We start from the raw sequence: 22,844 nt of genomic DNA, 5'->3' as shown, positions 1-22,844 counted from the left end.
GTTGGTGTTGTGGGAGTTGGTGTTGTGGGAGTTGGTGTTGTGGGAGTTGGTGTTGTGGGAGTTGGTGTTGTGGGAGTTGGTGTTGTGGGAGTCGGTGTTGATACTATCAGTCCATCCACAGTAGCGGTAGCAGGGAGACTGATAGCATCGCTGTTGTCTTTCGCGGTGTAGGTGAAATTTGCTCCTGTAAAGTTGCCCGTCGTTTGGAAAAATAGTTGCTGCAACTGTTCTGGAGTCAGGACTTGGCCTGGTGTCACTGGTACGCCACCGTTGGCTGGATCTCCTAAAAACAGGACTGCTTGGTCTGGTGAGGGTAGGGTGTTGATCGTGTAAGAGACGATCAAGCCGTCGTCCGTTCCTCCCAATCCTGTGACTAACTGGCTGCTGTTGGGCCCTAGGCTGGAGGTCGCATTCTTGGCCTCTGGCGGTTGGTTGGGAGTTGGAGGTGGTGTCAGAGTTGTGGTGACTGTAAATGCGTTGTTGTCCAGAGTCGGGTCAGCGGTAGTTGAGGTACTTCTGGCGGTGTTGCTGACGCTGCCGGATGCAGGTACGATGAAGCTGACTGTGTTGTTGACGGTGACACCGCTGGCTAAGCTGGTGACTGGCGGGAAGCGGACAATACCTGTATTGGGATCGTAGACACCGCCGTTGACTTCTGTTACGGCGCCAACGATGCTGTCAGTAATTGTGAGGTTTTCGGCTGTGCTTGGGCCGTTGTTGACTGTGGAAATTATGTAAGTAACTCTTTCACCTGGTGCTGCTGCCGTAGGCCCTGTTTTGGTGGTAACAACATCGGCACTAGGTGTCAGAGTTGTGGTGACTGTAGCCAGCGGATCAGTGCCGTTGTTGTTTTCAGGAAAAGGATCTGGGGTAGCTGAGGTATTTCTGGCGGTGTTCTTGACGGTGCCGGATGCAGATGCAGGTGCGATGAACCTGACTGTGTTAATGGCAGGAGGATCACCGGAAGGCAAGCTGGGAATCGGTGGGAAGGTGACAATCCCAGTATCTGGATTGTAAACAGCATCGTTGGGTAGACTAACTATTTTTAAACCCGGAACGATGCTGTCGGTAACGGTGACGTTTGCGGCTGTGCTTGGGCCGTTGTTGACTGTGGAAATTGTGTAAGTAACTGTTTCACCTGGTGCTGCTGCGGTAGTTCCGATTTTGGTGGTAACAACATCGGCAAGAGCATCAACAATTGTAGTTGAGACTTGAGAGATGGGTTGGGAACTATTGTTGTTAGCTAGATTGGGGTCGAAAGTGCTAGATGTGCTATAGGCAGTGTTAGTTAAGGCAGCGCCGCCTGTTGCCGGAACTCTTGCGGTGATGGTGCGGGTTTGGCTAGCACCGTTAGCCAGAGTCGGAATCGCCGGCCAGATGACCGTCCGCGTTACGGTGTTGTATGTGGCGAGGTCGGAGGCGCTGACGAAACTTAAGCCCGCGGGCAGGGGATCTTGAATCAGGACGCTTTCGGCGCTGTTTGGCCCGTTATTTGTGGAGGTAATCGTATAGGTAATCGTGCTATTGGGTATGGCATAGATTGGGCCTTTTTTAACAATAGAAACGTCGGCTTGGAGTGCAGGCGGATCTATACTTTGGACGACGACATTGTTAACTTCGTGAATGTTTGTATTGCCCCCTGTCGAAGCAGCAAAGCCAAATTTAAAAGTACGTGGCACTGCTCCGTTTATAGTTACCAAATTTGGTATGTCGAGCAGTGTTTCGCCCGCATCAAATGTGTCACTACCGTCCAAGTCTAAGGCAACTGTAAGACGGTTAGGTGTTACTGAGGTAGTCGGGAATAATGTAACTTGAACGGTTCTTTTAGTATTAGCATCCGTTCGACTGGTTGCATCTATATTATCTATGCCACCGGGAACGACTGTGCTAGTTAAAAAATTATAAGATGTGCTTTGGCTGCCTCTAAGTCCTACTGCATCAGCTAGCCTAATAAGTGGATCGTTCGAGATGCCACCCTGTTTTCCAGCAATAACGCTAGAATAATTGCCAAACTCGTCTAATCCGACACCTAAATAACCTCCTACAATACCCGGTGAATTTGAATTAGTATTTTGAGCATAGCCGAGAGAGCCGCCAAAGCCTCCCGCTTGTGTTGGCGTAGCTGTTCCGTCAATGAGGAAAAAACTAATGCCATCGGCACCAAGGCGATTATTCTGCCGATCGCGGACAGTACCTCTGTTATAGGCAAAGAAATCAAAGGTAACTCTCAGACCCTCAGTGGCCAATATGGGGTTGTTGTAGATTACAAAAGCTGATTGTCCAAAGGCGTTTGAGGTTAATCTCAAAGTACCGCTTCCGGGTGTATCGCCAGTCCCTAAAGCCGGAATAACGCCGCTGAGGTTTTGTGTACTACCTGCGGTTAAGCCTGGGTTAGCTGTAGTGGGGTTGCCAACTCCATATATCCAAGGCCCGATTACTGTTGTATTTTTAAATTCTTCAGCGGCTAAGGTAGCCAGGACTGATGTGTAGCCTTCTAGGACTTCTTTTTCAAAGGCTATTTCGGTATTTATTTGTCCTGTAGTAATTTCTAATTCCCAGTCGCCGCCTAGTGCTGCACTACCAGTTAAATTATTGGAAGCTGCAACATTTGCTCCTGTTATTTCACTGAGTTTTTGTATAAAATTTAGACCTGATTCCCCGGCGCCTGTGTTGCAACTTAACAGCAGAATACTACCTGTTTCGTTGAGAGCTTTACCCCACTGCTGCAATTGGCTGGAATAGGTTTCTATATTGTGAATATTGAGCTCTGCCCGGCCGATTTCTACTGATGCTGATGCGCCGTGAGCAACTATTTGAATGCTATTGAGGCTGTGCCGCGAGGCGGCAATTTGGGCAATTTGTTCGATTCCATCCCGGGTTCTATCGAGGAGGATTACTTCTGTACCGCTTTTCACTCCCCTGAGAAACTCTTGGTAGTTTTCTACTTTTGAATCCACAATCGCTAGATTTTTTCGGCTAGCCGTCTCTGCTTTATGGCTAGCTTTTCTCAAGATTTTAGTTTCCATATTGGTAGATTTCCGTGTTTGGGTAGATGACCAATTTCACTGATTTGGGATGGTTTTCCTTTGGGGTTAATTTTGTTGCTAAATCTAAGCTACCCCCTTTTCATAGATGACGATAAACTTTCAACTATAAAGTTTATACATTATTTTACTCGGATAAATAATAGTTGCCTCTATTTGTTATTTGTGATGTTAGTCAATCATTAGACAGGATTTACAGCGATCGCCCTTGGATGTCCTGATGCGACAGATCGCTGCCAATCATAACATGAATAAGGGGTCACAGCCTTTATGTTAGCCAAAACCCTCTATTTTTGGGAAAAATGATATCAGGTCTAACGTTAGTTACATGGTAAATTACTTACGGATTCATTAGCATAAGGGGTCTGACCCCTCATACCGCTGTTCTGAGTCTGGTGATATCGAGGCTGGATCAGACAGCTTGAACCGTAAATATACTGAAAATATAAAGTTCCTAAAAATTGCCAGATTTTGACTTTGAGGTGCGATCGCTCTTAAAAGTTGAGAGTACCGCATTTCTAGAGATTTATACTTATAAAGAGTACCCGGAAAACCCTATGACTTTAGTCCAGGGATGAAAGGGCATGGCAGGATTTCTCCTGCCTATCAGATACACCAATTGCACAAATGTCTGGCAAGTGTGCTATCGTCAAAAGAGTCGAAAGTTGCGAATTTTGAGAAATCAAGTATCTAGCTTAACAGCAGTACGGATGCTCAAAATAATTAATCACAACCAATACTAAGGTTCTGAACCGATTAAATCGTCAGTAAAAGACGTTAAAACCTACCCCCGGACTGGAGGAAAGTCACGACCGAGGAGCTAGTTGCAAGACTAGGATAGCAGACCGCCATTTTTGGCAAAAAGATTGCGCCCGGAAACCCTCGCAATAGGGATATTAAGGCCCGAAAGTCTTAAGAATCCCCGTGCCTTAAGGCCGGGGAGTGTCAAATATGTTAATACCAGGATTGCGGTGACAAAAAAGAACGATCGCCCTTGAATTCAAAAAGTACGATCGCCCTTTACACCCTCTTTATATCTAAATCATCAAACTGCGTCGATCGCACCCTCTAACGCCACTTGCTAAGCGTCAATATCGAGTTCCCGCACTAAAAAAGCCCATTCATCAGCCAATTCTTCAATGACTTTCGCAGTGGGTTTGCCGGCACCGTGTCCCGCTTTAGTTTCAATGCGAATTAACACGGGTTTTTCTCCCGCGTGGGTTTCTTGCAAGGCAGAAGCAAATTTGAAACTGTGGGCCGGAACTACTCGATCGTCGTGATCGGCAGTTGTAATCATTGTCGCTGGATAAGCGGTTCCCGGTTTAAGATTGTGCAAGGGAGAATAGCCGTGAATTGTGGGAAATTCTTCGGGATTTTCCGGCGAACCGTATTCAGAAGTCCAAGCCCAACCAATGGTAAATTTGTGGAAGCGCAACATATCCATAACGCCGACTGCCGGCAGCGCTGCACCGAACAATTCCGGCCGCTGAGTCATGCAAGCTCCCACTAATAAACCGCCATTGCTACCACCTGCGATCGCCAATTTTGCCGGTTTGGTGTACTTGTTTTCAATCAACCATTCAGCGCCAGCTATAAAGTCATCAAACACGTTTTGCTTGTTCAACTTTTTGCCTGCTTCGTGCCATGATTCGCCGTACTCGCCGCCTCCCCGCAAACAGGCGATCGCATAAACTCCACCCATCTCTAACCACACTATCCTGCTAACAGAAAAACTCGGAGTTAGCGAGATGCCAAAACCACCGTATCCGTAAAGGTAGGTGGGGTTATTGCCATCCAACTGCAAGCCTTTCTTGTGGGTGATAAACATGGGTACTTGCGTACCGTCTTTGCTAGGGTAAAATACTTGTTTTGTCTCGTAATCGTCGGGATTAAAATCGACATTTGGTTGTCGATAAATCGTACTTTCATCGGTCACCAGATTATAGCGATAAATGGTGTTGGGCGCAGTGAAACTGGTGTAAGCATAAAAGGTTTCGGTGTCGTGTCGCTTGCCGCCGAATCCTCCCACCGAACCGATTCCCGGCAAAGCTATTTCTCGCGCGAAACAGCCGTCTAAGTTGAAGATTTTAATTTGGGTGTAGGCGTCTTTCAGATAAGAAGCCACAAATTGATTGTTGAGGATGCCAATACCTTGGAGGGTTTCGGCTGCTTCCGGGATAATTTCTGTGAACCCCCCCTCCCTGGGCGACGAGGGGGTTTCGTCACCAGCGAGGGATGAAGGAGGTGGGTTGTTGGTGTCGATCGCAATTACGCGGCCCAACGGTGCATTCAAGTTTGTTTGAAACCAGAACAGAGGGCCTTCATTGTCGATGAAACTGTACTCTGCCTCGAATTCGCTAATCAGTTCTACAACGGTTGATTCCGGTGCAGTTAAATCCTTGTAGAAAATCAAGTTTTTCGTTTCAGTTCCCTGCCAAACAGAGATAATCAAGTATTTGCCATCTTCGGTGACGCCACCGCTAAATCCCCACTCTTTTTGGTCGGGTCGCTCGTAGATTAATACGTCTTCAGATTGGGGCGTGCCTATTTGGTGGTAAAACAGTTTTTGGTAATAGTTAACTTCTTCGTGCTTGCTTTTTTCGTTGGGTTCGTCGTAGCGACTATAAAAAAAGCCTTTACCGTCGTGAGTCCAGGATGCTCCTGAGAATTTAATCCACTTTAAATGGTCTGATAAATCTTCGCCGGTTGCCACCTCACGGACTTTCCATTCCTGCCAGTCGGAACCGGAGTTTGACAAGCCGTAGGCCATGTATTTGCCGTCTTCGCTGATAGCTATTCCACCCAGAGCAACGGTTCCATCTTCTGAGAGAGTGTTGGGGTCAATTAATACTTTGGGTTCGCTATCGAGGGATGTTAAAGTGTAGAGTACGGATTGATTTTGCAGGCCATCATTCTTGTAGTAGAAATAGCGAGATCCTTCTTTGAAAGGTATGCCGTATTTCTCGTAATCCCAAAGTTGAGTTAGGCGCTGTTTGATTTTTTCCCGCGCCGGAATTTCGTTGAGGTAGGCAAAAGTGACTGCGTTTTGGGCTTCCACCCAAGCTTGGGTTTCCTCCGAGTCGGGATTTTCCAGCCACCTGTAGGGGTCAGATACTTTGACGCCGTGGTAGTCGTCTGTTTGGTCGATTTTGCGGGTTGTGGGGTAGCTTAAAGGTCGATCGAATTGGGTCATGATTTTTTACTACTCTCGGTAACTTTGTCCAGTTTACCCTTTCGCGGCAGTGATAGGGGAGAGTCGCTCAATTTGGGATTTGAGATTTTATCCTAAATCTGGGTTAAATAAGTCAGCAACGGCTCAAAAAACCGAATACTTTGATACCTGAATCCTTTAAAATATTTGGTGTATAACATAGAAGATATCGCCAATAAATACTATTTTAAAATGAGATATAATTAATTTAGTTTTTTTCGGATAACGTGCTTCCCAAGAATGACTAAATTTCCCCATGACCAGTTTGCCAAAGAATACCTAAGAGAGTTGTTGTCACCTCTAGGAGAAGTAGAAACAAGTAAAGATGTTTCTGCTCAAGTTCGAGAAATTGATATCTGGTTTAAACCCACTTCTGTATCGCCTGAATACGTAGAGAATTTAGGTTTATTAGGTCAAATGACTGCGACTGTGGCTGCGATCGAACCATTTCGCAATGCCGTCAATACAGAGGATATCTTCAGTTGTGTTGTCAAACTTTTAAATACTAGGGCAGAATTACTGCGCCGAGCTAATCGAGAAGAGCAACGTTTAGAATCCCAGCAATTACCCCGGTTGTGGATTCTGACTCCCACGGCTTCGGAGGCTTTGTTAAGCAGCTTTAATTTTATGATTCCAGAAGAGTCAGAAGGTTGGGGGAGGGGGGTTTATTTTCTATCGGAAGTTTGGCGAGTAGGATTGATAGCTATTCACCAGCTACCGAATGTTCCAGAAACGATGTGGTTGCGGATTTTAGGTAAGGGTAAAGTACAGCAAGGGGCGATCGCGGAATTAACAAGATTGCCTGTTGATAGTCCCTTACGAGCTAATACGCTAGAATTATTGTACAACCTGCAAGCGAATCTGCAAGTAAATTTAGCAGCTAGTACCCCAGGAAATCAGGAAGATAAGGAGTTAGTTATGGCGCTCGTACCTCTGTTACAACAAAAAATAGATCAGGCCACACAACAAGGAAGAGAAGAAGGAAGAGAAGAAGGAAGAGAAGAAGGAAGAGAAGAAGCACAGCGGTTGATTTTGCAGAACTTTCTGCAAGTCAGATTTGGAGAGTTAGACGCTAAGATAATTGCCTTTTTTGCCTCTGTCTCGGCTTTACCTGTTGGTGAATTCACTATGTTGTTAGTGCAATTATCCACATTGCCAATTGCCCAAGCAGATAGACAACAAGTACAAACTTTAATCGCCGAAAATGTCTTGAGAAAGCGCTTTGGTCAATTAGAAGTAAACACCGTCAATCTCATCCCAAATCTGCTCGCATTGTCTGCCGATAATTTATCGCTATTGCTGTCACAACTGCCGGATTTGTCAATAGAAGAACTAATGGCTCGAATAGAAAACTCTTCCCTTTGAGTAAAAAAAGAGCGATTAAGCTCGATCGAGTTCTTGTGGAAAGTAGGGGTTGGGCGTCCCGCGCGCCAGAAAACACAATTTAGATGCGGGACAAATTATAACTAATCCAACTCCCTCCTTCCTTCCAAAGCACGAGCCAATGTAACCTCATCGGCATATTCCAAATCTCCCCCCATCGGCAAACCAAAAGCTATGCGCGTCACTAGAGTAAAAGGTTTTAATAAGTGACCGATATAAAGAGTAGTAGTTTCGCCTTCCACGCTGGGACTAATAGCAATAATTACTTCCTTAACCTTTTGCTGGCTGACGCGCCGGACTAATGGTTGAATGTTCAATTGTTCCGGGCCAATTCCATCCATCGGCGAGATAACGCCCCCAACAACGTGATATTTACCCATGTATTCCCGCGTTTTTTCTAAAGCGATTACATCGCGGGATTCTGACACTACACAAATGGTATGACTGTCGCGGTTGGTATTGCGGCAAATTTCGCAAACAGGGTCAGCAGATAAGTGAAAGCATACTTGACAGAAACCTACTTGCTGTTTGGCATCAATCAAAGATTTAGCTAGGGCTTGCACTTCTTCTTCCGGTCGCTTCAAAATATGTAAAGCTAGCCGCTGGGCTGTTTTTGGACCGACTCCGGGCAAGCGCTGCAATTGTTCGATTAAACGAGCTAAAGGTCGAGTGTACATTAAAAATTGGCGGTAATTGGTAATATCATTTCTGGTTGATTCGCGACAATATAATTTGTGCGATGTAGGGGCGGGTTTTACCAACCATCTATGTTTAAAACTAAGTATATCATAAACTCGTCCCGCCCGTACACTGATGACTATTGACTAATTTACCCTCCACTAATTTTAGCTTTGTAGCCTAACTTTGTGATAATTTCTAGCAGCTTTTGCTTGTGTTCGCCTTGAATTTCGATTTCATTATCTTTGACTGTGCCGCCAGTACCGCATTGGGCTTTTAGCTGCTTGGCTAAAGTTGCTAATGTTTCGGGTTTTTCCTGAAAGCCGCTGATGACTGTAACTGTTTTGCCGCCGCGTCCTTTGCGGGATGCTTCGATTTTGAGGTTTTGTTGATTGGGGGGAACTTCGGCAACTCCCCGTTGGAGGGCGGCCGAGTTGTCAACATTCCCAAACTCGGAGTAAACTATTCGTTTGCCCTCGGTTGTTTTGCTGTCAGAATCTTTGCGTTTGGATGCTGCCATAGGTTAAAATGCTTGAACTTTTTTTACTGGTATTTCTAGTTTTAGCGGATTGGGGTATGGTTGCGATCGCTCGGAATGCGATCCCATCTTCTACTTATTGTATTAGCCCGTCAATCGATTTTAGATTTTAGATTTTAGATTAAAGAATTGAAGGATTGACCCCACGGATAAATTCGGGGGGCAAGTTTCTCGGATACAGGTTTTTTATTTCTGGACGGATGAATCACGTGGCGGGTATCCTGGATGCTTGATTGTCAAGCGTTCAAGGAATTATAATGAAATTTGTTCGATCGCCTCAAGTCCACAACCGATTTGGTACGATCGACTTTGGTACGATCGACATCAAGCCTCTAGCTTACCCGCCAATCTAAAAAATCTAAAATCTAAAATCTAAAATCAAATGACAGTCACCCCCCTGCATCTCACCACCGAAACCAGCGCCCAACGCCCCGACTCCCTCGGCAGATTCGGCAAATTCGGCGGCAAATATGTCCCCGAAACTCTGATGCCGGCTTTATTTGAACTAGAAGCGGCTTTCCACAAATACCGCAGCGAACCGGAATTTCAAGAGCAACTCCAACAATTGCTCAAAGATTATGTCGGCCGCCCCAGCCCTTTGTATTTTGCCGAACGCCTCACCGAACACTACGCTAAAGCAGACGGAACTGGCCCGCAAATTTACCTCAAACGCGAAGATTTAAACCACACGGGAGCTCACAAAATTAACAACGCTTTAGCTCAAGCATTGCTGGCAAAACGCATGGGAAAAAAGCGGGTAATTGCTGAAACTGGTGCCGGTCAACACGGCGTTGCTACTGCCACAGTTTGCGCTCGTTTTGGTATAGAATGCGTTGTCTACATGGGCGTTCACGACATGGAAAGACAGGCTTTAAATGTGTTTAGAATGCGCTTGATGGGTGCCGAAGTGCGGCCGGTGGCGGCGGGTACGGGAACGTTGAAAGATGCCACTTCCGAAGCGATTCGCGATTGGGTGACAAACGTGGAAACAACTCATTACATTCTCGGTTCCGTAGCGGGCCCGCATCCTTACCCCATGATGGTGCGCGATTTCCATGCGGTAATCGGTGAAGAAACGCGGGTTCAGTGTCAGGAAAAGTGGGGTGGTTTGCCGGATATTTTATTAGCTTGCGTCGGCGGCGGTTCTAATGCAATGGGTCTTTTTCACGAGTTTGTCGGGGAAGAAACTGTTAGATTGATTGGTATTGAAGCGGCGGGCGAAGGTGTGGAAACTGATAAACACGCTGCTACTTTGACTAAAGGAAGTGTGGGAGTTCTGCACGGGGCGATGAGTTATTTGCTGCAAGATAATGAAGGTCAAGTGATTGAGCCACATTCGATTAGTGCGGGTTTGGATTATCCGGGCGTGGGGCCGGAACACAGTTATTTGAAGGATGCGGGCAGGGCTGAATATTATAGCGTAACTGATGCAGAAGCGCTGGGAGCTTTTCAGCGGCTTTCGCAGTTGGAGGGGATTATTCCGGCTTTGGAAACTGCTCACGCGATCGCCTATTTGGAGACTCTGTGCCCGCAGCTAACAGGCAATCCGCGCATTGTGCTTAACTGTTCGGGACGCGGCGACAAAGACGTGAACACTGTGGCGAAGGTTCTGAATATCTAGGTTAGCGGAATGTGGGGCGATCGCTCTGTAGGAATTGGTAACAATTAATTGGTGTCAACTTAAGACAAAAATCCTTTGTATCTCTCGTTTGTATCGAAGTCTAGATCCCCCCTAGCCCCCCTTAATAAGGGGGGGACTGGAAGCGCTCTTTCGTCCCCCTTATTAAGGGAGATTTAGGGGGAGCGAGAGGCTCATCGTCAGACGGTATACTCATACTACTTTTGGCATTAAGTTGACACTAATGGTAACAATTAACTTTATTTCTCGTTTGATTTCATGTCCAAAGGTTTGATTTCGATTTGCTTGGGATTGTTGACAATCCTGCCAAAGTGTGACACTTCCATTCCTACGCGATCACTGCCACAAACTCCCATGAATACTAATGTTGCTTCGAGTGCTATTACTGACTTAGAAAAAGCGGTTAACCAACAGATAAATCAATACCGAGCATCTAAAAAGTTGCCGCCGCTGAGTATCGATCAGCGAATCACTCAGATAGCAAGAATTCACAGCGAAAATATGGCTAACGGTAAAGTCAATTTTAGCCACGATGGATTTGAGGGGCGGGCGAAAGCAATTACAATTCCTTATCAAAGTGTAGCTGAAAATCTTGCTTATAATTTCGGCTACAGTGACCCGGTACGCAATGCTGTTGAAGGTTGGATTAAAAGTGACGGCCACCGTAAGAATATGGAGGGTCAGTTTAATGTGACCGGTATTGGGGTTGCGAAAAATGCCAAAGGGGAGTATTATTTTACTCAGCTTTTTGTCCGCAGTCGGTAAGCGGAAGGAAGGCACGAAACTGATTCGGACACGGATACACGGATTAATTATCGAGTGTGACGTAGATGCTGAAGTTAGAAGGAAGAGGGAAGAGGGAAGAAGGCAGTCAACAGTCAACAGTCAACAGTCAACAGTCAACAGTCAACAGTCAAAAATTACTAATAATGGAATTTGCAGATTTTCAAGTGTGCGATGGTGATATTCCCGATTCTCTCTTATCTTATTATTTGACTGCGCCGGCGATCGCGGTTGATACGGAAACAATGGGTTTGCTACCGTGGCGCGATCGCTTGTGTTTGGTGCAGTTGTGCAATCCCGAAGGTAAAGTTGCAGTGGTGCGGATTGCCAAAGATCAGACAGCAGCACCGAATTTAAAGAAGTTAATGGAAGCCGAAAATATTGAGAAAGTATTTCATTTTGCGCGCTTTGATATGGCAACAATGCGTTACAATTTAAGTATTGACATTGCACCAGTTTTCTGCACCAAGCTAGCTAGTAAGCTTGCTAGAACTTATACCAACAAACACGGATTGAAAGAATTAATTCTCGAACTTGAAAAGGTAGAATTAAATAAAACATCTCAAAGTTCCGACTGGGGAAATGCGACTAATCTTTCTGACGACCAACTAAATTATGCTGCTAATGATGTCCGCTATTTGCTGAACGCTAAACAAAAGTTGACTGCTATGTTGCAGCGAGAAGAACGCTGGGAAATTGCACAGCAATGTTTTCAGTGTTTGCCCGTTTTTGTGAGTTTGGATTTATTGCAGTACAAGGATGTTTTCGAGCACGGCTAATACCCTTTTAGATTTTAGATTTTAGATTTTAGATTTTAGATGGGGAATGACTGATGAGGACCAGGGTTTAGAGTACAGGCATACAGTTGCATTCTTTTTTTGAAATTGTATAATATTGTGTCATATTATGTCCGATCGATTGACCATAATATCCCGGCCGGGCGGGTTTTTGAGATTGTCAATTATTGGCAGATATTATTGGTGAACCCGCCCCTACCTGATTTCGGGCGAAGCGAAGCGGAGGGAATCGACCGGAGTAGATATCACCTCGCACAATTGCAATCAAATTGGTTTGTAATGAAGACTTGAGTTATGATAAAACTCGCTTGGACTTGAGTCCTCACTACAAACGTAATTATTATTATTTGACCGGACTTGATGTGATATCAAATCCGGTAGCATCGGAGTTATTCCTCTCTGTATTCTCTCCCTCTGCGTTCTCTGCGCCCTCTGCGGTTAAATCATTCCGATACAACCGGAAACGATATGAGTAAAAAAAAATCAAAACAGTCATCTATTGCTGATTATGGCTAATCGGGATTATGTTCGTGCAGCAAAGCTTCAATTTGGTCGTCAACATTTCTAATCACCTGTTCCAAAGCCGGCAACCCCTCTAAAGGCACAGGAGAAAGCCGAGTTCGATCGCGAATTTGATTCACTTTCCGCTGCAATTCTTCGGCCAGCCGCAGCGCGTCGCGACTCAAAGTAGACAACTGCTGCTGCTGGTAAAACCTCAAAGCTGCCCCCCGCAAAACTTGCAGGGTGGCTTCTTCCTTGCCACCCACCGTCATTACCCGCAAGCGCAACAGCAAATGAGTGTTTTGATAAATGCGCTCAACTTCGACTTGTTTGGGCTGTTCCACCGGGCCAACAGGCATATCCGTCAGCCGCTTCAACTCATCGATGACCTCTTGGAAAAGCACGATATCGATACCTTCGAGCATCGATTTCAAAACGCCATCTTGACTCCAAAGAATCCGGCCTTGGGACTGGTGCCGCTCAAAAAACAGGCGGCCGATACCCTCTCGCAGCACTCTACCGAGCAATTCTTGCAGCAGTTGGGGCGCGGGCAAAGTTGTCAAAACTTCCACTTGGCTTGACAAGTGCAAGGCCTCGACATTCAAAACCGATAGCTGTGTCGGTGTCGGGGGAACCTCAGCGCCAGCAGGTTTAAACCGCTCAGGAGCGGGCATCGAGGGTTCTGGCAAAGACAGCAGCGTTGCTGCATTGGGGCCTGAAGTTGCTGATGCGGGATTTTTGGGTGTTGGGGCTGCGGCGGTTTCTGTCTGGCTCGGTTCTCGGAGCTGGTTCCCGTGCAGCAAGTAAGCTGAGAGCATCGAGCGCTGAGTTTCCGAGGCAATTGGCTCTGTTGTGACTGAGCAATTCATGTAAGCTAAAATCCGCTGCACGTAGTCCAAGGCGGAGTCATCTTGGGCATCGACTACGCCCAATTTAAATAGATTACCTTCTAGAGATAAAGGCAAAACTTGATAATAAAGGCAAGCTTCAAAGGGGACAACTGTGTCGATTAGGTGAAATATTCGATCGGAGTCCATTGTAGCTGCCGAGTGTGTTGAAGATGTATATACCATTAGCTGCTTTGTAGTTGGAAGCGCGATCGAGCGCGACGCACCAACCTGATGCGATAAAATTAAACGCTGCAACTTCCCTGACGGAGGAATTGGCCTAACAACCGGAAGCTTTTATTAAAGAAAAATCCTTAGTCCCAGAATTTTCTCCCTTCTGTATTGCAGCCTCAAATTCTACCAAAAGATTGAGAGCTAGATGATGACTAGCGCAGTCTAGACCCACTATCATCGATCGCCCGAGACAGATGCCCGTGGCTGGCAACAATAGAATTATGTCAGGAATACGCAAGTATTAGAGATGCACCACAACCGATGATTTACGGGCAACCGCTGAATTTAGGATTGGGTGAAATACCCAAACTAAACGGAATACCGTTATAGTTCGGGCTTCGTGTATCGTTTGCCGTTGCTCTGTTGGGTATACCCATTTCTGGGTATTCGTCACTGAAGACGATCCGAGTCTGACACAGCATCTCTGGCTTTTTACGGCCTTTATCCCTTCGTAGGGAATCCACGCAGAAGCCCTGTTTCCCAAGGCAAAAAACTATTTTCGTACAACAAACTTGGATTGTATTTTATGGTGGGACGTACCTTACCAACCAGCGGTCTGCTCTTTCCCCTTTTCTCTCGCAGTTGTCCGAGGCCAAGCATTTTACTGCTACTGTAGCCTGTTGTTTGCAGTCGAGTGGGTGGGTCGCAACCACTTATATCTTAGACTTTTGAGGAAATTGTCGCTCTTTTTTCATAGACCTTGCGAAAGCTTATATCCCAACGCCCAATTGAGTACAATTACAGCGTGGGGCTTACGCCAATTGAGTTAAAAAATCCTGAAAAGTCGATCGTGCTGCTAGTATCTTAGCCCAGAGAGTTGACTGCGATCGTCTCGGAGCGCGATCGTCACTGCAGCGCTACGATATCCCGATTAATCTAACCTGATTTGATACAAGGGGCATCTCGCGGTTTTCCACGGGGAAACTCGCAGTAATCTGTGGCTGTTCGGGAATTGATTTGTAGCGCGGATTCGGAAAAATGCTACCGCCAATTAACAATTAGCAATTGCCCGCCACCCATTACCAATCTACTCGTTGCGGAGCGATTGAGCTGCTAAATAGAGTTTGCTCCACTCGCCGATGACTTGATTGGTTTTCAGCTTTAATTCAGATGCGATCGTCTCTACACTTTTCCCTGCTTTCAGCGATTCTACCAACTGCCGCTGCACCGGCGTGAGGTTTTGTAAATATTGCTGCCACTGAGCCGGAGTCAAGCCCAAACTGTGTTCTTTGAGCGAAGTTTCCAGCCAGTTGGCGACTAATTCCGGTGCTTGTTTGACCGCAAAAACCCGAATCGCGTGGTAACTGACTTTTTCTCGCAAGCGGTAAATTTGCTTGATCGGAACCTTCAAATCCTCGGCAATTGCCTCTTGGGAACGACCTTGCAGGTAAAGCTGCAGCCACCGGGAAGCCAGCGGATCGACTTCAGCGGCCAAGTAATTCTCAAATTCTTGTTGGACAATCTGCCGCTGAGTTTGCTGCTCTTCCCAAGCTTGATTTTCTCGATACTCGGACATTGCCTGTTCGTCTAGCAGGCTGAGAGGTTCGTCTGTATCGTCGGGTAGAACCTGTTCCGACACCAGCCGCACCCAGTCTCCCGCAGGCACTTGCGTCAACCCGCCCCGCTGGGCACGCCGCAGGTAGTTGACAAAACGGTACACCAGCAGCGGCTGGTTGCGGATCGGCCGTAAGCAGTATTCTTCTGTGCTCGCTAGCAGCAAAGCATTTCGGAGGCGTCTGTCTGAGGTGCATTCGGCAATCCAGGCGACTTGCTGCTGCAGGTAGCGATCGGAATTGAGCATTTCCTGAATCACTTCTTGCAGTACCTCCACCGCACTCCGCTGTCTGTCGCGACTCAGGGAAACCCACGCTTGGATTTTTTGCCGGAGCACAACCAAACCGCCGAGCCGCCCGATCAAGTTGCGGTAAGCTTTTTCTGGCGGTACTCCCAGATACCGAGAAATCAAAATTCGATATAAAAAGTCGATCGCCCCAGAGGCGACAGACAATTGAGTTGGGCTAAGAGTGTCAAATCTTTCGGGCTTGTCTCCCAACAGCCAGCGGACAACACTCTCGCGGGTGCTAGAATTTTCGTCCGGGCAATCTTGTTCAAGTCGAGACTTCCAATCTTGTGCCAGTCTTTGGGCCAAGGTCATGAGCTGTTGAGCTATTTGTCTTTCACCCCCGATTTTACGTGGTATCCTGGATTTTTGAGTATTTTTCAGATATTTCAGATATACGATCGCGCGATCGGATAAATTACCTTAAATTACCCTAAACAAAATTCCATTACGGTGCGATATGCCTAACTTTTTATTAGAACTCGGTACGGAAGAATTGCCCGCATCTTTTGTCGCAGGCAGCGCCCAGCAGTGGCAGCGACTTGTACCTGCAACGCTGGCAGAAGAATCCTTGACAAATGACTCTATTAATGTATACGCTACTCCGAGGCGTTTGGCCGTTCTCGTGAAAGGACTGCCAGTTCAGCAATTAGACAGAGAAGAAGAGGTAAAAGGGCCACCCGCGAGTTCGGCTTTTAAAGATGGCAAACCGACGAAAGCAGCCGAAGGTTTTGCGAAAAAGCAGGGCGTAGAAATTGAGGCTTTGGAAGTTCGCGCTACCGATAAAGGCGATTTTGTGTTTGTGCTCAAAAAGATTCCGGGGCGGATGAGTGCGGATATTTTGGCAGAACTTGTGCCGCAGTGGATTAATAAGTTAGAAGGCAAAAGATTTATGCGGTGGGCAGACGGAGATTTGAAGTTTCCGCGCCCGATTCGATGGATGGTGGCCCTGTTAGATGATACTGTACTGCCAATTACATTGGTGAGCGGTTCGGATACGGTCAAGAGCGATCGAATTTCCCAAGGACACCGGGTGTTATACACCCCCCCTACACCCGTGGGAGGGGTCTCGATTCCCCAAGCCGAGGATTATGTCGAGTGTCTGCGGGCTGCTTGCGTAGAGGTCGATCGCACCCAGCGCAAAAATCAAATTAAAGCACAAGTAGAAGCCGCAGCGACAAAACAAGGCGGTTACGCCGACATTACCGAAGATTTGTTAGAAGAAGTCACCGACTTAGTAGAATGGCCGAACGCAGTTGTCGGCAAATTTGACGAGGAATTTTTGATATTGCCACCGGAAGTAATCACCACAATTATTGTTACAAACCAGCGGTATTTTCCCATACTCAAAAGCCCCGATTATCCCGAACTTCTGCCCTATTTTATTACAATTTCCAACGGAGATCCCGCTAAAGCCGCGATTATTGCCGCCGGTAACGAGCGAGTAGTGCGGGCAAGATTGGCAGACGGTCAGTTTTTCTACAAAGCAGACTTGGTAAAGCCTTTAGAGGATTATTTGCCCAAGTTGGAAACAGTTACTTTTCAGGAAGATTTAGGGACAGTGCGCGCAAAGGTCGATCGGCTGTGCAAGATTGCCAGTTTAATTGTCAATCAACTGCAAATCACAGAGGAAGAGCAAGCTGATGTAGCCAGAGCAGCCTTACTTTGCAAAGCCGACCTCGTAACCCAAATGGTTTACGAACTTCCCGAAATGCAAGGAATCATGGGGCAGAAATACGCCTTAGCAAGTGGCGAATCGGAAGCAGTAGCCACAGCAATTTTTGAACATTATTTGCCCAAAGGTGCGGGCGACAATTTGCCTCAAACTCTGACAGGTCAAGTTGTCGCAATAGCCGACAAATTAGATACATTAGTCAGCATATTCGGTTTGGGAATGTTGCCGACAGGTTCCTCCGATCCCTTCGCTTTGCGCCGCGCAGCCAATGCAATAACTAACATTATTTGGGCGGCTCAGTTGCCAGTCAACTTGCACCAGTTGCTCGCCGAAGTTGTTGCAGAATTTACCGCAGCCCGCCCGCAAACCTCGGCGGAGTTGCTGGATCAGTTATACGATTTTTTCTTGCAAAGAATTAGGACTTTGTTGCAAGAAGAAAAAAATGTAGATTACGATTTGGTAAATGCAGTTTTGGGAGAAAACGACCCAGAATATACTGAACGAGCATTGAGAGATTTGTTGGACGCACTGGAAAGAGCGCTTTTTCTGCAAGAAATCCGCAATAACCAGACTTTGGATCTGATTTACGAAACAGTCAACCGTTCAACTCGTTTGGCGGCTCAAGGAGATTTGGATAAAGTAGAATTGGAACCGAAAAATGCGGTGAAACCAGAGTTATTTCAAAAATCGTCTGAACAAGCTTTCTATGATGCAGTGGTACAGTTAGTGCCGCAAACCCTGTTATCCAAACAAACTCGGAATTACCAGCAGTTAGTAGATAGTTTGACGGAAATTGCTCCGACTGTCAGCAACTTTTTCGACGGGCCAGAAAGCGTTTTGGTGATGGATTCTGACCCGGAAATTAAGCAAAATCGGTTAAATTTACTGGGTTTGCTGCGGAATCACGCGCGGGTGTTAGCTGACTTTGGGGCGATCGTCAATCGATTTTAGATTTTAGATTTTGGATTTTAGATTGCGACCAAAGGTTTTGATGTAATATCAAATCCATTGGTATCGGAATTATTCATTTCTATCTTCTCTCTTCTCCTCCTCTGTGTCCTCTGCGCCCTCTGCGGTTAAATCATCCCAAAAAAACCCTAACCGAAATCGATTTTAGATTTTAGATTGTGGATTTTAGATTGCGGCCAAAGGTTTTGGTGTAATATCAAATCCATTGGTATCGGAATTATTCATTTCTATCTTCTCTCTTCTCCTCCTCTGTGTTCTCTGCGCCCTCTGCGGTTAAATCATCCCAAAAAAACCGTAACATATAAGAGGAAAAAACCAAGAAAGTTCGCTCCATCACACACACAACTTATGCCGATAGCTCATATCATTGGACTAGGAAAATCAGGAATTGCCGCCGCCAGACTGCTAAAACGCGAAGGATGGGAAGTAACGCTGAGCGATCGCTCATCTTCCCCAAACTTGCTCGAACAGCAACAGGAATTCGCTAACGAAGGAATTAATGTTGAGTTAGGTCAATCATTTGAACCAGTCGAATCGATAGAATTAATAGTAGTAAGTCCGGGGGTTCCCTGGGACAGTCCAGCATTAGTGCGCGCCCGAGAGTTAGGGATTGAAACAATCGGAGAAATGGCTCTTGCGTGGCGTTACCTCAAATCTCCTTGGGTGGGAATTACCGGCACTAACGGCAAAACTACTACTACTGCTTTAATTGCTGCTATTTTTGCAGAGGCCGGGCTTTACGCTCCCGCTTGCGGCAATATTGGCTATGCTGCGTGTGAATTAGCTTTAGGCGAAAAACCGCCGGATTGGGTAATCGCAGAAATCAGCAGCTATCAGATAGAATCCTCGCCGTTTGTAGCGCCGCGAATTGGAGTTTTGACGACTTTGACGCCGGATCACCTCAGCCGCCACAAAACTTTAGAAAATTACTACAACATTAAAGCGCATTTGCTGAAAAAGTCTGAATTGCAAGTAATCAACGGCGACGATCCTTGTTTGCGGCAGCAAGGAGTTGACATTTGGCCGGATGCGTGTTGGACGAGTGTCAAAGGTGAAAAAGAACTGTTGGGAAATACAGATTTTGGAGCCTATATTCAAGATGGTTGGGTAATAGCTCAAAACGAGAAAATTCTGCCTGCTGAGTCTTTGCGGATGGTGGGAGAACACAATTTGCAGAATTTGTTAATGGCGGTGGCGGCGGCTAACTTGGCGGGGATAGATAAAAGTGCGATCGCCCGCGCGATCGCTAAATTCCCCGGAGTTTCGCACCGCCTCGAACACATCTGCACTTGGGAAGGCATAGATTTCATCAACGACAGCAAAGCTACTAATTACGACGCCGCCCAAGTCGGGTTAGCTTCTGTGAGCGCACCAGCGATTTTAATTGCGGGCGGTGACGCCAAAGAAGGGGACGATCGCGCATGGATTGATACAATCAAGGCGAAAGCTGCTGGGGTGTTGCTAATTGGGGATGCGGCAGGTATTTTTGCCGATCGGCTCGAACAAGCAAATTACAACGCTTGGGAAATAGTCGAAACAATGGAACGAGCCATCCCGCGAGCAGCAGAATTAGGCAAACAAAATCATGCTAAAGTCGTGCTGCTTTCGCCAGCTTGTGCTAGCTTCGATCAATACCAAAACTTCGAGCAACGGGGCGATCATTTCCGCCAATTATGCCTCGAATCCCTGATTTAACGGACACCAATCGCGTAGGGGCGGGTTCACCAACAATTTATGCCTAAAACCAATAATCTCGTAAACCCGCCCCCACCAAACTGTCAATCACAATCTACCGCTTTCAAGATACAAGAGGCGGGTTCACCAACATCTTTAATTGGCTAACCATAATCTTCATAAACATCCCCCGTCCATACTGTCTTCCAAATATCTTTAATTCTAGCCTGCTGTTCCCATTCTAGCTCAGAAAAAACTATCATTATTTCCTCATGAGTATAATCAATAATGATTGCTGCCAAATGAGCAGCGGTTTCCGCTTCCAGCATGGCTGTTTTTAACTTTGCCATTGCCTCCTTATCCATTCGCACTAAACTTTGAATATTGACCTCACTTTCATTTTAATTGTGTCTGCAAATGTCTTTTAATTGGGTCTGGAAATCAGCAATCTGAGCAGCACTTATTGTATCAGAATGCGACGAGGACATTTTATTTTTTGGGCTGCAAAGCTGAGAGAGCATTTTTTCATCAATCTCCAGAATATTGCCTTGGGAAGCGACGTTTTTTTGCAACAAAATTGCGATTTCCCTTTGCAGTTGGCGATTTCCTTGCTGAAAGAAGTCTTGAGAGTTAGAACGAAACAAACCGCTATTGACTTGCTGAATTTGGCTAGGTGTCAGCGATTGAGCCGAGACAGCAGCCGGAAATCCCAAAGATGCTGCTAGCCACCAGCTAGAAATTATCTGTTTGAGAATGCTGTTCATCACTGTCGGGAGGAGTTATTACCTCAGTTGGTTTCTCGTTTTCTGACTCGCTTGCTAATTCATCTTCTCGTTCAAGTTTTTCTTGCCACTCGACAAGCTGCTGAAAAAGTTTCGGGCTAATTTCAAATACGGGTTTGTTGGTTTCTGACATATTTACTCCTAACATTTATTACATTTAACTGGTTTAACTGGTTCCCTGGCTCTGCCTGGGAACCCCTGTGCAGAGGCTCTGCCTCGCTTTTTCAGCAGGAAAATTGGAGGCACAGCCTCCGGGTCTGCGTTACCAGGCAGAGCCTGGAAACGAGTAGAAAAACAATTATGTCGATCGGAAGTTACGCTCCAACCTTCAGCAGCGACATAATTATGCCAGTTAAGGAACCACCAAGCAAAGCTAAAGTAGCTAAGGTACTAATGCCAAATCCTGCTGCTCTTTTTTCGGCAGCTTGATAGTAACCCCAAGCAAACAAAATGCGTCCAACTATCCAAACTGCGCCGATACCAGCGCCCCAAATTGGGCTGATAAATTGCGAGAACAGCCACAGCGAGGGCAAAAATAGAATCATTTGCTCTAAGGTATTTTGCTGAACTCGCAACACTCGCTCAAAGTCTGGGTTTCCTGTCACCTGCGGGGGAGAAACTTTGTATTTGAATCTAGCTCTGCCGACGTTGATGGTAACAACGAAGTAGAGAATTAATGCTGAAACAGTAATTAGACTAGGCCAAAGTGTGGCGTTTGCTTCTGCGAGCATGATTCGGTATTATGGGGTGGAGTATATATCTTGATTATAAATCAATTATTGCCGATCGCGTTATTCATCGCCCTCCCGTCATTCCAGGTCGGGGATTTGATGCAACTGCTGGGTATTAGTGGCGCTGCAATTGCTTCATAGTTCTGGGACATCCTCGAAAACTTGCTGGCTGGGATTTGGATTGTTTTTGCTCGCACCTGCAGAGGGATACCAGCCCCCGACTCTTGTCGTGAGCCGTCCAAATTTTAGACTTTTGTTCAAGCTCCCAGATTCATATTTGGAGTAAATCTAAAATCTGTGGAGTAAATCTAAAATCTAAAATCTAAAATCTAAAATCTAAAATCTAAAATCTAAAATCTAAAATCTAAAATCTAAAATCTAAAATCGACTGACCTTACCTGCATAGAGATACAATCCCCCAATTTAAGGAGATTATTTTGCTCAACCCTATTCGAGACCGTCTTAAATATTTCACCAGGAGCAGGATTGCTCCAGAGCATTTAAAGCAAATACGAGTTGACTTGTTGGAAGAATCAACCCTAGATATTAACTATCTTGTCTTAATTCTCGGCTCCTGTATAATCGCCACCTTTGGACTGCTTTCCAACAGTGCGGCCGTCATCATCGGTGCTATGATCATCGCCCCTCTGATGTTGCCAATCCGAGGGTTAGCGTTTGGAGCCGTAGAAGGTAACGTTCTCCTCTTCCGCAAAGGTTTAATTGCATTATCAGTAGGGACGCTGCTAGCAATTTTTCTAGCTTGTTTTTTGGGCGCTTTGGTACAACTTCCCGACTTTGGAAGCGAAGTTCTAGCTCGTTCTAAACCTACATTACTAGACTTAGGAATTGCGATCGCCGCTGGGGGAATCAGCGGCTATGCGAAAGTTCAGCCCAAAGTTTCTGCTACTCTGGCGGGAACTGCGATCGCCGTGGCTCTCATGCCGCCAATTTGTGTTATAGGTTTAGGCTTATCTCAAGCTAATTGGTCGCTCAGTTTGGGAGCAAGCCTCCTGTATCTTACTAATTTGCTGGGAATAACTCTCTCCTGTATGCTAACCTCTTTAATGGCTGGCTACACCCCCCTACATCGCGCCGGTAAAGCCCTATTTTGGGCGCTAGCATTGACGGCTATACTTGTAATTCCTTTGGGGGTGAGTTTTGCAGAATTGATCGAGCAAGCGCAACTCGAAGCCAGTCTGAAGCGGGCTTTGCTTAACAGAACTATCACTTTTCAACGGGTGGAACTGATTGCAACTGATACTAACTGGTTGGCGAAACCGCCGGAAGTTCGTCTGAGTGTTCGCAGCAGCGAAGCTTTGACACCCAAACAGGTGCAGCTTTTAGAAGAATTTGTCGAAAAAGAAATGGGTCAACCCTTTACCCTAATTTTTCAAGTCAGTCAAGTTGAAGAAGTGCGGCGATCGACGCTGAATAAGCCCCGCTCAAAACCGAAGCCTTAACTATTTTATTCCTAATTA

17 protein-coding genes are annotated in these 22,844 nt (G+C 46.2%); 7 read left to right on the top strand and 10 right to left on the bottom strand.

Going from position 1 to position 22,844, the window contains the following annotated elements:
* Positions 1 to 3,026: DUF4347 domain-containing protein (locus QUB10_RS13715; protein ID WP_333202861.1), on the bottom strand; the 3,026-nt coding region annotated here is incomplete at its 3' end.
* A 1,099-nt stretch (positions 3,027 to 4,125) separates the two neighbouring features.
* Positions 4,126 to 6,237, bottom strand: a complete 2,112-nt coding sequence (locus QUB10_RS13710; RefSeq protein WP_333202860.1) for a prolyl oligopeptidase family serine peptidase — start codon at positions 6,235 to 6,237, stop codon at positions 4,126 to 4,128.
* 258 nt (positions 6,238 to 6,495) lie between these two features.
* On the opposite strand from QUB10_RS13710, the gene QUB10_RS13705 reads away from it, so the two are divergent.
* A complete protein-coding gene (locus QUB10_RS13705) occupies positions 6,496 to 7,620 on the top strand; it encodes a flagellar assembly protein H (protein ID WP_333202859.1) in 1,125 nt (374 codons plus the stop codon).
* A gap of 101 nt (positions 7,621 to 7,721) precedes the next feature.
* Here the strand turns inward: QUB10_RS13705 and recR are convergent, their stop codons facing one another.
* The gene (recR, locus tag QUB10_RS13700) at positions 7,722 to 8,315 is read right to left on the bottom strand and encodes a recombination mediator RecR (protein WP_190744271.1); all 594 of its coding nucleotides are present in this window, start codon (positions 8,313 to 8,315) and stop codon (positions 7,722 to 7,724) included.
* 152 nt (positions 8,316 to 8,467) lie between these two features.
* Positions 8,468 to 8,836: a translation initiation factor gene (locus QUB10_RS13695; RefSeq protein WP_190737631.1), complete on the bottom strand. Its 369-nt coding sequence runs from the start codon at positions 8,834 to 8,836 to the stop codon at positions 8,468 to 8,470.
* A gap of 400 nt (positions 8,837 to 9,236) precedes the next feature.
* On the opposite strand from QUB10_RS13695, the gene trpB reads away from it, so the two are divergent.
* The 3 genes from trpB to QUB10_RS13680 all read left to right on the top strand — a co-directional run bounded on the left by trpB (position 9,237) and on the right by QUB10_RS13680 (position 12,055).
* On the top strand, positions 9,237 to 10,475 hold the full coding sequence (gene trpB / locus QUB10_RS13690) for a tryptophan synthase subunit beta (protein ID WP_333202856.1): 1,239 nt from the start codon (positions 9,237 to 9,239) through the stop codon (positions 10,473 to 10,475).
* Positions 10,476 to 10,847: 372 nt separating this feature from the next.
* Positions 10,848 to 11,258 (top strand): CAP domain-containing protein, encoded by a 411-nt coding sequence (locus QUB10_RS13685; RefSeq protein ID WP_333202855.1) that lies wholly within the window; start codon positions 10,848 to 10,850, stop codon positions 11,256 to 11,258.
* 164 nt (positions 11,259 to 11,422) lie between these two features.
* Entirely contained in the window at positions 11,423 to 12,055 is a 633-nt protein-coding gene (locus QUB10_RS13680) for a ribonuclease D (RefSeq protein ID WP_333202867.1), read from the top strand.
* 530 nt (positions 12,056 to 12,585) lie between these two features.
* Here QUB10_RS13680 and QUB10_RS13675 read toward each other — a convergent pair.
* Together QUB10_RS13675 and QUB10_RS13670 are read right to left on the bottom strand one after the other, a co-directional pair.
* The gene (locus QUB10_RS13675) at positions 12,586 to 13,647 is read right to left on the bottom strand and encodes a hypothetical protein (RefSeq protein ID WP_333202853.1); all 1,062 of its coding nucleotides are present in this window, start codon (positions 13,645 to 13,647) and stop codon (positions 12,586 to 12,588) included.
* Between the two features lie 1,075 nt (positions 13,648 to 14,722).
* Positions 14,723 to 15,850 (bottom strand): HetZ-related protein 2, encoded by a 1,128-nt coding sequence (locus QUB10_RS13670; RefSeq protein WP_333202852.1) that lies wholly within the window; start codon positions 15,848 to 15,850, stop codon positions 14,723 to 14,725.
* A 145-nt stretch (positions 15,851 to 15,995) separates the two neighbouring features.
* Here QUB10_RS13670 and glyS point away from each other — a divergent pair, with 145 nt between their 5' ends.
* Positions 15,996 to 18,161, top strand: coding sequence for a glycine--tRNA ligase subunit beta (glyS, locus tag QUB10_RS13665; protein WP_333202850.1), 2,166 nt, complete (start codon positions 15,996 to 15,998; stop codon positions 18,159 to 18,161).
* Positions 18,162 to 18,527: 366 nt separating this feature from the next.
* A complete protein-coding gene (murD, locus tag QUB10_RS13660) occupies positions 18,528 to 19,874 on the top strand; it encodes a UDP-N-acetylmuramoyl-L-alanine--D-glutamate ligase (RefSeq protein ID WP_333202848.1) in 1,347 nt (448 codons plus the stop codon).
* A gap of 143 nt (positions 19,875 to 20,017) precedes the next feature.
* Here murD and QUB10_RS13655 read toward each other — a convergent pair whose 3' ends face one another.
* From QUB10_RS13655 to QUB10_RS13640, 4 genes are all read right to left on the bottom strand, one after another.
* Positions 20,018 to 20,218 carry a hypothetical protein gene (locus QUB10_RS13655; RefSeq protein ID WP_333202846.1) on the bottom strand — a complete coding sequence of 67 codons (201 nt, stop codon included), beginning with the start codon at positions 20,216 to 20,218 and terminating at the stop codon, positions 20,018 to 20,020.
* A 36-nt stretch (positions 20,219 to 20,254) separates the two neighbouring features.
* Positions 20,255 to 20,617 (bottom strand): hypothetical protein, encoded by a 363-nt coding sequence (locus QUB10_RS13650; protein ID WP_333202844.1) that lies wholly within the window; start codon positions 20,615 to 20,617, stop codon positions 20,255 to 20,257.
* Positions 20,586 to 20,768, bottom strand: a complete 183-nt coding sequence (locus tag QUB10_RS13645; protein WP_333202843.1) for a hypothetical protein — start codon at positions 20,766 to 20,768, stop codon at positions 20,586 to 20,588. Before QUB10_RS13645 ends, QUB10_RS13650 begins: the two co-directional genes overlap by 32 nt.
* A 181-nt stretch (positions 20,769 to 20,949) precedes the next feature.
* The gene (locus QUB10_RS13640) at positions 20,950 to 21,366 is read right to left on the bottom strand and encodes an MAPEG family protein (protein ID WP_333202841.1); all 417 of its coding nucleotides are present in this window, start codon (positions 21,364 to 21,366) and stop codon (positions 20,950 to 20,952) included.
* 437 nt (positions 21,367 to 21,803) lie between these two features.
* Between QUB10_RS13640 and QUB10_RS13635 the strand changes: the two genes are divergently transcribed.
* The gene (locus QUB10_RS13635) at positions 21,804 to 22,826 is read left to right on the top strand and encodes a DUF389 domain-containing protein (RefSeq protein WP_333202839.1); all 1,023 of its coding nucleotides are present in this window, start codon (positions 21,804 to 21,806) and stop codon (positions 22,824 to 22,826) included.
* Positions 22,827 to 22,844: the final 18 nt, after the last annotated feature.

Source organism: Microcoleus sp. B5-D4 (assembly GCF_036705145.1).
GTDB lineage: Bacteria > Cyanobacteriota > Cyanobacteriia > Cyanobacteriales > Microcoleaceae > Microcoleus.
This window is presented reverse-complemented; position numbering and strand designations above follow the sequence as displayed.